Raw genomic sequence first — 13,135 nt, forward strand, 5'->3', positions numbered from 1 at the left:
CATCCCGATGATGCCTCGACGCCTGAATGGACCCGCTCCCTTTATGCCCTGCACCTGCCCGATAGGGGTTACAACCCTGGGTCCCAGGCGTCCAGAATAATAAAAACGGACTTCATTACTCTGGAATTACAGGGCGAGAGCCTTTTCAGCCTGACGGAGCTGGATCAGAGTGCACCCGTCCCCCAACTCGTGGCCTCAAGCCTCGAAAAGCGCCTGACCGATGTAGCCGCCTTTCCTGCGACCGGGGCAGGCAAACAAGCCCCCGCCGATATGGGTGGTATACTGGTTCATCATGTCGAATTTCGACATGCGCTCGAAGATGCGCGTGAACCCCGTCCTGGGGTCCTGCTGCCAGCTCATGAAAAGCAACCCCGCATCCATCTCCATGCCCTGGCGCCATGGCGGCCAACGCTCGGCCGTGAAGCTCAGGCCGTTATCATAGGAATAGGCCCGTCTGAGGATCTGGGCGCCCCCGTTCTCCTCGGGCGCAGCCAGTCTGGCGTGGGAGTTCTGTGCCGTGACAGGATTACCGTCATGATCCTTCTGGGCAAGGGTCAACGGCTCGAACTCATCGTGCCCACCAATCGGTGCACCGCTCTGTTTTTCACGCCCCATCGTCTCTTCCTGAAAACTGACCGGGGTTCTGTCCCAGTGCTCAAGGGCGATCCGGATGATGCGCGAAACGAGATAGCTTCCACCCTGCATCCAGGGCAGGTCCGTATCCGCCGCCCAGATATAGCGACCGGCAGATTGAGGGTTCTGGCTATCGGGGTTGATGGTGCCATCCTTGAACCCCATCAGGTTGCGTGGCGTCTTGCCCTTTCCGAAACTCGGCAGAAAACCCGCCTGAGCCCAGCGCGGATCGGCCACACCATAGGCGAGCCGCGTCAGCTCGCGTGAAGCATGAAGCGTGGTTTGTGGATCATTGGCGCAGCACTGGATGCAGAGATCACCCCCCGTACGAGCGGGAACGAGCTGATCGCCCGTAAAGCGCGGCAGATCGGCCAACGCCCCCGGTCGATGAGCATTGAGACCGTAGCGATCCTTGCCATCTTTCTGGAAAAGGCCGGGGCCAAACCCGATGGTGATCGTGAGATCACGATCCTTCAACCCGTCTATCTCACCAGAATCCACGAGACCATTGACCGAAACGCCGGCCATCAGCGCGTCTGCGGCCTCTGTCCAGCGCCGCAGCAGTGCGACGACCTCGTCGCGCTTTGTCGTCGCGAGATCGAACGTGATGAAATAGGCGCAGGGCTGTTGCGGCGTGATGATCCCGGGCTGATGAAGCGGCGGGCTCTCCATCGCAAAGCCCTGATCGGCGCTCGCCGCCACCCCACCAGCTGCAGCGGTGGTCGCGAGGAATCCCCGCCTGCCAAGGCGAAGTCCGGAATTGGAATGTGTCATGGCTGGCTCACATTCAACGTGTTCATGTCGTCTTCGACGTAATAGAAACTCTTACCGTCCGGCGTCATCGCCAGACCAAAGAGGTCGCCATTTCCCGGCGGCTGCTGCGCCTGATCCGCGTCGACCCACTGCGCGTAGATCTGCTTCTTGGTAGCAGGATCGATCTCGACCACCTGACCGTTGCGGCCATTGGCGACCAGAAGATGGTGCCCCGGCACCCAGATCATGGCGAGAGGCCAGTTCAACAGGCCCCCCTTGGTAATGATCCGTCCTACGGCATCATCCTTTCGAGTCACCGGATCCGTGCGCGTAAGAGCATTATCGATCGCGGTCACCTCATTGTCATAGCCGTCAGTGACATAGAGTGTGCCGTCATCGTCAAGCGCGAGGCCGGTCGGGCCGAACAGGAAGTTGTCTCGATCCGCTCGGGCGGAGAAGCCGCTCGCGATCACGGTCTGACTCTCGAGCTGCGGCGGACCGCCATCGGGAATGCTGAGTTCGAGGCGCAATACGGTCGCTTTGTGCAGGATGGGCGGGTAATGCGTCTGCGGGTCCACAACATTCGGTCCAGGAAGATCGAACCCGGTCATGGAAATGAACAGGGTCGCCTTGTTTCCCTTATCGACGCTCGCGATGTCCCCCCAGGGCGCATTGATCAGAGGACCTTTCCATGTGGTCGTGTATTTGCCATTCGCATCGAGCACGATCAGGCAGCCATCGCCCTTGGTCGTGGTCGTGCCATCCTTGCTGGGTGCACTTCCGACGATGATCCATCCTGATTTCAAGATGGCGAGGGCTGTGGTCAGCCCTACCCCGCCGGGACAGGCAGCCAGATTACTCGGCAGGTTGGCGAAGAGCCGCGCATTGCCCGTGACAGGTGAGTAGGCAACAATCGTCGTGCCCGTACCCTGCAGGTTACTGATGTTGTTGAAATTCGTGACGAGAACCTCGTCCTTTTTCAGCACACCCATGTCCTGCGGGACCACCACCACGGCATAGGGATTGAGATCTCCATTGCCTGGGCTGGTCGAGGCCAGGGTTGTATGGCGATGCAACGTCTCCAGAAAGCCCTTGTTCTGGGCATGGGCGGGTAGAGAGAACGCGACAAGGGAGCACGCGGCGAGGGCAGCATTGCGGAATTTGGAGGACATGGTTCTTCTCACAGCGCAATATTGGTACGGAACCCGAAGACGAGTTCGTCACGCAGGCGCCGGTCAGGGTGAGACGGGTTGGGAATGCCGCCCCCCGGGTTGAAAATGTACTGGAAGTCGGGCTGCCACTGCATCCAGCCCGTGAACTGGTACTGATACGTGACCTCGACATAGGTCTCACCGCCCTGCGCGGGCGAATATGCGCCCGAATAGCGACGCACAGCGCGGTCATAATTTGCCAGGGCGCCGCTGACATGGGTGTAGCCCATACCGATACCGAAAGTGTCATCAGTGCGGTACGGAAGTGGATCGTTGAACGTCAGGCCGAAATTGAGCGAGAAGTCGATGGGCACGCGATCGGATTGCGGTGCCCCCATGGCGCGCCCGAAGATACTGATTGTCCGATTGGGATCAGTATGGCTGCGCCAGATCATCTGATCCATCACGGCATAAAAGCTGAACGCCCCTCTGTGAGTCAGTGCGGTGCCGTTGCTGTTGGGTGAAGCAAGGGGAATGCCGGTATTGTCCCAGAACTGATCAGCGAAAGGCTCGGAATCATACCATCCACCGATACGGTAGACATGCGAAAGCGGTTGGACCTCGTCAGGGGAAACCATCGCCCCGAGCGCCGGATAGACATATTGCAGCTCCGCAATGGCGAGCACCCCCCGATTGAGCGGGAAGCTCGTGCCGGAGGGGTTGGTCATTTGCGGGTCCCCATCGCGATGCCGAGTGGGGCTGCCGCTATAGACACCGCCAAGAAGATAGAGGGGCGTGGCCAGCCAGTACTTTCCCCGGACGCCCAGAGCCGAAAGCGGATAGGCCGGACCACCACCTGGAAGATCCGCCGATGGAAGCATGGGCCAGCCAAACATGGTGTTCGCAAATACAAGCGCGTTCGAGCTGATCATGTATTCCTGATCAAGGCTCTGCTGGCCGATCTTGATATCGAGCTTCTGCTGATCGAGGAATTTCTGGTCGAACCAGAGCTCCCAGAGGCGCGTCGCGCGATCGGCCTCGATCCCGCTCACGGTCTGTAGCGCCATGAGGTTATCGGCGCTGAAGGCGCGGCCGTGTATCTGCTCCATGCTGACATTGAAAGTACCGCCATACCAGCCCATGGCGCGCTGGGTATCGACCTGCAGCACGGCCACGGTCAGTCCATTATACCCTGCCCCGCGATGGCTCCCCCCGGTCGGATTGCCGAAAACCTCGGACGTTTCCTGTATAGCCAGCACCGCGCCGTATTTGCCGAGTTCCGGCCTGAGCCCCCACATGTTTCCCAGAAGATTGGAGGTACGGCGCCAATTGGACAAAAAGCCGAAAACACCCGAGGAGGCATCGTCGCTCGCTCCCGCTGCATTGCCCAGATTGACGGGTGGCGGTACGGCGCCCGCCTCGAACGGAAGCGCGAGCCCCCCCATGCCGAGGCCTATGAGGAGGGCACGGGCCCTGAACTTTCGGGCGGTCTTACGCCGCCTTGGTCGAAGAGTGCTTGTCATGGAACCAAACTCGTTAGGAGTGAGAATCGTTCGCATTCCATAGCAGCAATTTTTTGACATCCCAGGTTAATAATTGCCAACATACGGAATTGTGTTTTCTTGGACCCTATAGTTTCATCATTCGAATAATATCGAACGATTACACGAGTAATCACACGACTATACCATCCTGACTTTACTGAACGAAGCACAGGTCAATATAGAAATGTTAACGCTCTCTTGGATCCACACCGTCTGTTCTGATTATCAATGCATCGCGAGCTGGACTAAATTGCCGCCTCATTACCCTCCCTCTCTCGCGTACGGCGGTCTAGGGCGCGCAAATAGTGTCTCACGCCCGCGCCCTCTTCGACAGCCTCCGCTTCAAACGCTGCGAAACCAGAGGAGCGCCAGAGTATCCCTCGTGCGCTAGTACCCTTCGTGCGCTGACAGCCAGCCTCGCGCCTGCGGCGGGGCAACATTCGAGTCAGCCATTTTTTGTTATAATGTATCATTTTACACAGAATGACAGACTCCCTATCCCGAGCGGGACACAAAGCCGCGCCGGACCCGAGCCATGACACGCATCACCCTCTTTCTTTTGTCTCCGCTGATCTGCGCCTTGACTACATTCCCCGACCGGGCCGACGCCGATACCGTTGAACCATCCGGAGAGTCCCGCCCGCAGACACCGCGTACACGACCGCTCAAGCCTGCCCGGCATGAGATCGTGGTTGTGCGCCACAAGCGCGCCAATCCAGACGGTTCCAGCGGTACAACACCGGGCGGCGGTCTGATGCCCAACCAGACTGCGCCGCGGGCCCAGAGCGGTCTCACGCGAGATTTCATTGCCAGGCAATCGCCCACTCTGTCCCCTCTGGCCATGATCGCAAGCCTTCCGGGCGTGGTCTATTCCGGCAATGATCCACTGGGTACGAATGACGAGCAGCAGGGATTATCCGTTCGCGGACTGGATCAGACCGAGATTGGCTATCTCTTCGAGAACGTGCCTGCGGCGCCGCCGCTGTTTCTCGTGCCCTACGCCTCCCAGACGGTGGATAGCGAAAACATCGCTACCGTTACCTTGGCTCAGGGAGGCACCTCGACCGCTGCCCCCCTTTATAACGCCGTGGGAGGGACGCTCTCGATGCGCATGCGCAAACCATCGGAGGAGCGTGGCGGGTTCATTGGCGGCTCCTGGGGATCGTATAATCTGAACCGTGAGTTCGTAAGGCTCGATACGGGACGGATCGGCCAGAACGGCCCCAAGGGCTTTGCGTCGTTTTCCTATCGTGGGGCGGATCCGTGGCGTGGCGCAGGGCCGATGCGAAGGTTCCACACGGATATGCGTCTGAGCAAGGAATGGGGCAAAAACAGCACTGCCGATCTGATCTTCTCGTTTAATCGGGAGCGCGGCACCTATCTGCGCCCACCGACCATGGCGCAATGGAAGCAATATGGCACCGACTTCAACTACACATCCGGTTATGTTCCCGGTGATCCGAACTATTACAGATATCAGGAGAATGCCCGTGCTCAGAGCTTTGTCGCGACGCCACTTTCCCTGCATCTCTCGCGGCAGCTTCGACTCGATCTGACGCCCTATTTTATCTATGTCTGGGGGTATGACAGCTACGGCACCACGCTCAGCCGCCTGGGGAGCTATAATGGCAATAGCCCTGCAGGGGCCTTGCAGGTTCCAGCCACTCTAGGCACCAGTTTTGTTTCGGTTGCGACAGATGCCTATCGCCAATCTCATCCGGGACTGAACGGCGCCCTGCATTATGAGACGGGTCGTAACCGTCTCTCATTGGGCTATTGGTACTCCTATTACGATTTCTCGAGCCTCTCGCGCTATGTTCTGCCCAACGCGCAGGGAGGCGTATCCAATCAATGGGGGGATTATCCTATCCTCACAGCCAGTGGCGCGCCGCTCTCATCCTATGACGCTCGGCTCATGCAGCAGATCAACGCGCTCTCGCTCACTGATCGCGCCCGCTTTCTGCATGATCGCCTCACAATCATGGCCGGTCTGCGCGTCGTGATGGTGTCCCGCTCGGTCACCAATCTCCTACCAGGCGCACGCTACCGCAACGGGGCAAGCTACGTCTCGCCCCTGCCCCAGGTCTCGGCCGCCTTCCGTCTATCGCCCCATGACCAGATCTACCTGAATGGCACGACCGGCTTCAGGGCTCCGTCAGGCATTTCGAGCTATCAGGATCGCTTCAGCCTGACGAGCGGTCTCCAGACACGCAGCGCTTCATCCGATACGAGACCGGAATATTCCATTGGCGAGGAGATCGGCTATCGCCATACCGGCCTCGTCAACCTGTCGCTCGCTCTCTTCAACTACAACTTCACCAATCGCCAGGTAACCACCACCACGCCTCTGAATGGCGTGATGACAACAGAGTCGATCAATGGCGGTGGCCAGACAGCGCGCGGCGCCCAGTTCGAGCTTGGTTTGAAGCCATGGCATTGCTTCAGCCCTTATCTTTCGGGGCAGTACATTCACGCGACCATCGACAATAATATCCGCTCTGGAAGCGATTACCTGCCGACAGCCGGCAAAAGACCGGTCCGTACGCCGGAATTTTCGGGCGGCCTCGGTCTTTCCTATGATGATGGCGCATTCTTCGGGATGTTCAATGGACGTTATGTCGGGCCGACCTATTCGACCTTCATGAACGACGAGAAGATCCCCGGTTTCGCGACCGCAAATCTCTCGCTGGGCTACCGGCTGCAGAGCATTCAGCGCCTCAAAACGCCGCAACTCCAGCTCAACCTGATCAATCTCGGGCGATCAGGATATCTGTCAGGGGTCAATGGCGTGGGGCTCAATCGAAACCCGACGCGGGGCATATATGGCACGACGATCGCGGGGCGGGCACCGACCTATTTCGTTGGAGGCGGCTTCGCAGGTGTAGTCTCGCTTTCAGCAGGATTCTGACCTGAAATGGTCTGATTTATGACAGAATGTTGCGCAAACGATTCGGGGCTTCTGTTTCCTTAAAATCGCATTTATCGTTTCCATGTCGCAATGGAGCGCCGGTCCCAGCCCGGCTGCTCCCTTGCGCGCATTCCTGACGTCGCGTTCCAGGCCAGCTACGCGACATAACCCCTTGCAGATCGTTCCGATATAGGAACGTTCCGATATACATTGGAAAGGCCCTAGATGAGACGACGCGCCTCCCTTCTTACGGCCTCACTCACCGTGATGACTGCCATGGCCCTGCTGCAAGACGCCCAGGCAGCAGGTTCCACAGAAACGCATGCACGCAGGACCTCTGGCAAAACGGCAGGCAAACCTGTGCAAGGAGCGAGCCAGGATCAGACCCCAAGACGGTCGGTACGGCAGAGAGCGATATCAGGCGACGAGTCCGTGATCGTGACGGGCACCCACGCAGTCAATCGGAAGGCACGCGACAGCACCAGCCCGATCACGGTCATCAGCGGCGCAGAACTCGCGCGTTCGGGTCAGCTCAACCTCACCGACGCAATCACGCGCGTCAATCCTGCCATCAATATCCAGACAAGGGGCAGCGATACGGCAGCACTCACCGGCTCGATCCGCATGCGCGGTCTCAACCCGAACGAAGTGCTGGTGCTGGTGGATGGCAAGAGACGCCATGTGACCGGCAACGTCGTACAGAACCCGGGACCGCAATTCGGCTCTACACCGGTTGACCTGAACATGATCCCGGCCAATGCCATCGACCATATCGAGGTGCTGCAGGACGGTGCCGCCGCGCAATACGGGTCGGATGCCATTGCGGGCGTGGTGAATATCATCACCAAGAAGCAGGATCACGGACTCCATATGACCGCCCAGACCGGCGCGAATGCCTATTCAGGCACGGGCTGGAATTATCAGCTCAACGCCGATGGCGGCATGAAGCTCGGGCGTGATGGGTATCTCCATCTGAGTGGGCAGGTTTATCACACCGACCACTTCTTTCTGGACACACAGGATCATCGCCTGCTGCCCTATGCCCCGCCGGGTGCAAATACGGTCGGGTATTACGGAATTCTCCCCGGTGCGATCAAGGTGCCCTACAACTCTAACAAGATCATGAGTACGCCCGAGGAAACGCGTGAGAATCTGGGTATCGATTTCGGCAAGAAGGTCAGCAGCACCGTCGATTTCTATGGGCTTATCACCTATGCCCACCGTCATGCCGAGGCGATCCAGAATTATCGCATCCCCACGATTGCGCCTACCCTCTATCCGACCGGTTTCTCGCCGATCGAGGCCATCGAGGAAAACGACTATCAGGCCAATCTTGGGTTCAAGGGGAGCCATCTCTTTGGTTTCGACTGGGATGTGAGCACCGAATACGGCGCCGATGAGGACGACATCAACACGATCAACACCGCCAACACGGGTATGCTCGGTCGCTCCTGCCAGACCGCCAATCGGGCCCTGCCATACTACTCGTCGCAAGGTTGCGGATATTCCCCGACCAGCGCACGCGCTGAGACCTATCGCAACGCGATGTGGACCAACAATCTCGACATACGCCGCGGGTTCCGCATCGCAGATGCCGTGCCGATGACGCTCGCCTTTGGCGGTCAGCATCGCCTCGAAATGTACGATATCGTCGCCGGTGAACCTCCCTCCTATGAGGCGGGCGGGACACAGGGCTATGCGGGTGCCGCGCCGCAGAATGCCGGGAGCTGGAGCCGCAATATCTGGGCGGCCTATATCGACGACGATTTCCATCCGCTTCCCAAGCTCGATATCGATCTGGCGGGGCGTTTCGAGCACTACACGGATTCCGGAAATACCGAGAACGGCAAGATCTCGGCGCGTTACGACTTTACAAAGCGCATTGCCGTGCGTGCCACAATCAGCAATGGTTTCCGCGCGCCAACACTGGCCGAGCAGCATTACAGCGCCCTCAGTGTTGGCCCGACCTCAGCTTCAGGCCTGTTGCCAGTGGCCTCGGAAGCTGCGCGTACGCTTGGCGCCAGTGCGCTCAAGCCGGAGCGTTCCACCAATGCCAGCGGCGGCATCGTGTTGGAGCCAGTCAAGAATTTTCATGTCGAGGCTGATGTCTATCAGATCAATCTGAGAGATCGCATCGTGCAAGGTGGTTCTGTGGTGGGCGCTCAGGCCATCACGGCCATTGAGCAGATGGGGTACACGCTTCCAGGTGGGGCGACGCTCAGCAATCCGACCGGATTCTCGGCGTATTTCTTCTCGAACGGAGCGAGTACACGCACCCAGGGGCTGGACATCAAGGCGGATTATCGCCTGAGATTGCAGCGCTACGGATCGGTTGTGCTCTCCATGGCGCTCAACCTCAACCGAACCACATTGACCCATAACGGGCTCTCTGCTGCGGGCCGTCCGCTGCTCAATGCTCAGACAATTTCCTATCTCACCACGGAATCCCCACGCAGCAAGATCGTGCTCAACGCCTATTATACAATCGGCCATTGGGACGTGAATTTGCGCCAGACCCGCTACGGTGAGACCGTGGGCATGCTCACCTATCAAGACTGGACCCCAGCAAGTGCCATCTGCCCGCTGACCGGCGGCGCGTTGCGTGGATCGAATACCTGCTTCGCGCAGTTCAAGAACACGCCGCGCTGGCTGACCGATCTTGAACTCGGTTATCGTTTCAACGATCACTGGCATGTGGCAGTGGGCGCCAACAACATCTTCAACCTGCGTCCTCGCAAGGTGCCCGCTTATCTCGCCTCGAATGGCGTGAATGTTTATGATTCGGCCTCTGCACAGGTGCCGATGACAGGCGGATATTACTTCGGCCGTGTTAACGCCGACTTCTGAATGCAGAAAGCCGCCAGAGCGTGATGCTTTGGCGGCTTCCTGATCTCGATGACCAGCCTCTCCCGACGGGGAGGCCGTTTCGCTCTGCCCTTATTGGAAAGGCAGGTATCGCAGCGACAGGAACACCATGTTGTCGTTGGTGTGTGGCGTGCCGCCCACCCCGCTGAAGGAGGTGACATAGGTGTAGGAATACTGCGCGCCGACCCGCAGCGTGCCGTAATCACCATGCAGATAGGTCCACCAGAACCCGGCTGTACCCTGCACGACGCGATTGATGCTGGTCTGGCAGGCGCTGGACGCCGCCCCTTCGATATCGCAGCCACCGACGTTGTAGAGCGGATTGCCGTAGCCGTAATGCTTGCCGCCTACATTGAAATAGGAGCGCGAACGCAGCATTTCCATACCGCCATAGGCATAGAGCTGGAGCGCCTTGGTGGCATTGCCGTACAGACCGACCAGTACATTCGCGGCAGGCATCGGCTTGACCTGGCCCTTGGAATCGATGGTCACGTCGGGAATATTGGACGTGCCATAACGACCAATGCCGGTCCCGATCAACCCGGAAGCCTGGAAGAACACCTTGTGAGACTTTTCGACCGGCAGGATCAGTCCACCGCCACCACCGCCAGCCAGCTTGGTGCTGCTCTGTCCGGTTCCGGTATAGGAGACGCGGCTATGGGCAAAGCGCAGCAGACCGGTGAGTTCGTAATGGCCCCAGCCCGGATCAGCTGCGAGCTTGCCAATGACATCGGGAGCCACATCCGTCGAGTAGTTCGTGGACGGGTTGTTCACGTTGACACCAGCATTCTGATACGTGCCCGACGTTGCGCCGGCAGGCAGATACTGGCCGCCTGAACCGACCGCGATGACCTGCTGCGGGTTCTCGACCGAGATACCGACATTATAGCGGCTGTGATCGAAGCCCTTCACGAGGCGGATCTGGGTGTTACGCGTCCAGTTGAACCCAGGAATATACTGGGCGTCGATTGACAATGGCACCTGCTCGTCACGAGCCCGCATGCCATGGTTAAACATGGTGAGAAGCGACCAGTTCTGACCGCCGAGCAGGGTCAGGTCGTCCACATCGTCGATCAACTGTCCGTAAAATACGCGCTCACGCAGAACGTAGGAGTTTGACTGGCGCGAGTTTGAGGACGACCCCGAGCCCTGGAAATCGGTCTCGATATACGCCTGAGCGCGCAGGGCCTTGGTGATATCGCCTTCGACGAGTGCTGCCAGACGGCTTTGACGTGCCGATTCATGGAATTCGTTGATATGGTAGTTCGGGCTGTTCGCAAACGGGATCGAGCCGAAGTTGGAAGAGATATCCGACACGTTGTTGCGTGACCTGAACATGGTCGCGGCCTCGACATAGCCGCCCAGCGTGATGCGAATGCCCCCAATCTGGATCTGACCGCGATGAAGCGGCCCGTAGAGATCGGTCACGCGGCCGGTTGGGGTACCGGTCAGCTGGCCATATGGGGTAGCCGCATTGACAGGGGGAAGCAGGACATTGCTGTTCGGCCCAGGAGCCGAAGCGGTAGCGAAACCCGCGCCCGGGGACATGGCACCGGAGCCGTGGGCTGGCGCGCCGCGATAGCCGTTACGCGCGCCATAGGGGTCATTCTCTTCTGCCTGACGCTGCTGCGCCAGCTGGTCATGGATGCGCTTCATTTCGCGCTGGTGCTCGCGCTTCATCTCTGCGAGCTGCGACTGCATGGCCTTGATCTGCTGCTCCATCAGACTCATCTGATCGAGACTTGCGGCACGCACCGGGGTCGCGACGGCCAGTGAGGCCAACGACACCGATGCCAGCAACAAGCGACAGGCACGGGGGAGAGAGGTCATGTCAGTATCATCTTCCGATGCTGCGGTGGGTGTGAGCCTCCCTTACCCACTGCTCTGCGCCGCTTCCTGCGAAGCTTTGATGACTCCCGTATGACAGTTTGATGACACATCAGCCAATCCGTTGAAATCAAACGTCTTTTGAAGAGGACACCTTGTCGTTGAATGACTACTTCCTGACAAAGTATGACCAGATGTGGTTTCGCTGCCACATCGAACCGTGCCGGAAGTCATGGCGGGAGCTGGCAATAACCTTGCTCTGCGGTCTGAAACCCGATCTTCTGGTTTCAGACCGCAGGGCAGGAATGGCATCGCATGATCACAAGAAGGCAGATTGTCATCGGCCTGGCTGGAATCGGTCTTTGCCCAGCTGGGTGCGCTGAGCCCCAATTCGGCAAGATCGATCACACGCTCGATCAGGCTGTCAGCAGGGGCACGCTTCCAGGTTTCGTTCTGATCATCGGCGATCGAAATCGGGTCGTCCATCGCCATGTCGCTGGCTGGCGCGCGCTTGAGCCGCATCGCGAGGCGATGACCCTGGATACAGTATTCGATATGGCATCGCTGACTAAGCCGTTGATAACAGCACCGTGCGTCATGCGCCTCATCGAAACCGGCGAGATCTCCCTCGAGACGAAAATCGCAACGATATTTCCCGATTTCGCCGCCAACCAGAAGGGAGATATCACGATCGGCCTGCTGCTTACGCACTACTCCGGTTTGCCGCCCGATCTGCCGCTTGATCAGAACTGGTCCGGTCGCGCAGAGGCGTTTGCCCGCGCCTGTGCCTCGCCACTCGCCGCCGAACCCAGCACACGATTCATTTACAGTGACATCAACTATCTAATGCTCGGTTTTATCGTGGAGAAACTCACGGGGGAGAGCCTGGACATCTATGCGCGCGCGCTGATCCTCAACCCTCTATCCATGTCAAAAAGCGGCTTTCGCCCTCAGCTCGACAGGCGTCCGTCGATTGCCCCGACGCAGTATGACGAGACTGGCGTCATGCTGCGCGGGGTCGTTCACGATCCCACGGCGCGCCGCATGAACGGCGTTGCCGGCCATGCCGGGCTCTTTTCCTGCGCGGAAGATCTTGTACGCTATATCACAGCCCTGCTCGACCGCCGTTCGGGAAGAGAGAGCTCCTTTCCCCTCACTCAAGAAACGGTGCTCGCCATGACACGCCCCGCACAACCCGCGCGTCAGCGTGAATTGCGCGGGCTTGGGTGGGATATAGACACGCATTATTCTACATTGCGCGGCGAGCGGTTTCCAAAAAACTCATTTGGTCATACCGGCTTCACTGGCCCCTCGCTCTGGGTGTCTCCAGATACGGAAAGCTACGTGCTGATACTTACAAACCGCGTCCACCCACGGGGGGGAACGAGCCTCGTCGCACTGAGGCGCCTGATCTCAACCCAGACCGCTTTGGCACTCGGCATTGGCTGAAAGGC

General features: G+C 58.9%; 8 protein-coding genes. 3 read left to right on the top strand and 5 right to left on the bottom strand.

Annotated features, from left to right (window positions below):
- Positions 1–195: 195 nt before the first annotated feature.
- From WFJ47_RS14995 to WFJ47_RS15005, 3 genes are read right to left on the bottom strand one after another with little or no spacing between them, the layout of a single operon-like run.
- Positions 196–1,407, bottom strand: coding sequence for a Dyp-type peroxidase (locus WFJ47_RS14995; RefSeq protein ID WP_336764032.1), 1,212 nt, complete (start codon positions 1,405–1,407; stop codon positions 196–198).
- The gene (locus WFJ47_RS15000) at positions 1,404–2,558 is read right to left on the bottom strand and encodes a hypothetical protein (RefSeq protein WP_336764034.1); all 1,155 of its coding nucleotides are present in this window, start codon (positions 2,556–2,558) and stop codon (positions 1,404–1,406) included. The genes WFJ47_RS14995 and WFJ47_RS15000 overlap by 4 nt, the downstream gene beginning before the upstream one ends.
- Positions 2,559–2,566: 8 nt before the next feature.
- The gene (locus WFJ47_RS15005; protein WP_127102071.1) at positions 2,567–4,060 is read right to left on the bottom strand and encodes a carbohydrate porin; all 1,494 of its coding nucleotides are present in this window, start codon (positions 4,058–4,060) and stop codon (positions 2,567–2,569) included.
- 556 nt (positions 4,061–4,616) lie between these two features.
- Between WFJ47_RS15005 and WFJ47_RS15010 the strand changes: the two genes are divergently transcribed.
- Both WFJ47_RS15010 and WFJ47_RS15015 read left to right on the top strand, forming a co-directional pair.
- Positions 4,617–6,989, top strand: coding sequence for a TonB-dependent receptor plug domain-containing protein (locus tag WFJ47_RS15010; RefSeq protein WP_336764035.1), 2,373 nt, complete (start codon positions 4,617–4,619; stop codon positions 6,987–6,989).
- Positions 6,990–7,214: 225 nt separating this feature from the next.
- Positions 7,215–9,836 carry a TonB-dependent receptor gene (locus WFJ47_RS15015; protein WP_336764037.1) on the top strand — a complete coding sequence of 874 codons (2,622 nt, stop codon included), beginning with the start codon at positions 7,215–7,217 and terminating at the stop codon, positions 9,834–9,836.
- Positions 9,837–9,926: 90 nt separating this feature from the next.
- Here the strand turns inward: WFJ47_RS15015 and WFJ47_RS15020 are convergent, their stop codons facing one another.
- Both WFJ47_RS15020 and WFJ47_RS15025 read right to left on the bottom strand, forming a co-directional pair.
- Positions 9,927–11,684 carry a hypothetical protein gene (locus WFJ47_RS15020; protein ID WP_233582044.1) on the bottom strand — a complete coding sequence of 586 codons (1,758 nt, stop codon included), beginning with the start codon at positions 11,682–11,684 and terminating at the stop codon, positions 9,927–9,929.
- Positions 11,685–11,726: 42 nt separating this feature from the next.
- Complete coding sequence (locus WFJ47_RS15025) at positions 11,727–12,203, bottom strand: hypothetical protein (RefSeq protein ID WP_336764069.1); 477 nt, start codon at positions 12,201–12,203, stop codon at positions 11,727–11,729.
- Between WFJ47_RS15025 and WFJ47_RS15030 the strand changes: the two genes are divergently transcribed.
- Positions 12,141–13,130, top strand: coding sequence for a serine hydrolase domain-containing protein (locus WFJ47_RS15030; RefSeq protein WP_336764064.1), 990 nt, complete (start codon positions 12,141–12,143; stop codon positions 13,128–13,130). The genes WFJ47_RS15025 and WFJ47_RS15030 overlap by 63 nt on opposite strands.
- Positions 13,131–13,135: the final 5 nt, after the last annotated feature.

Source organism: Asaia sp. VD9 (assembly GCF_037150015.1).
GTDB lineage: Bacteria > Pseudomonadota > Alphaproteobacteria > Acetobacterales > Acetobacteraceae > Asaia.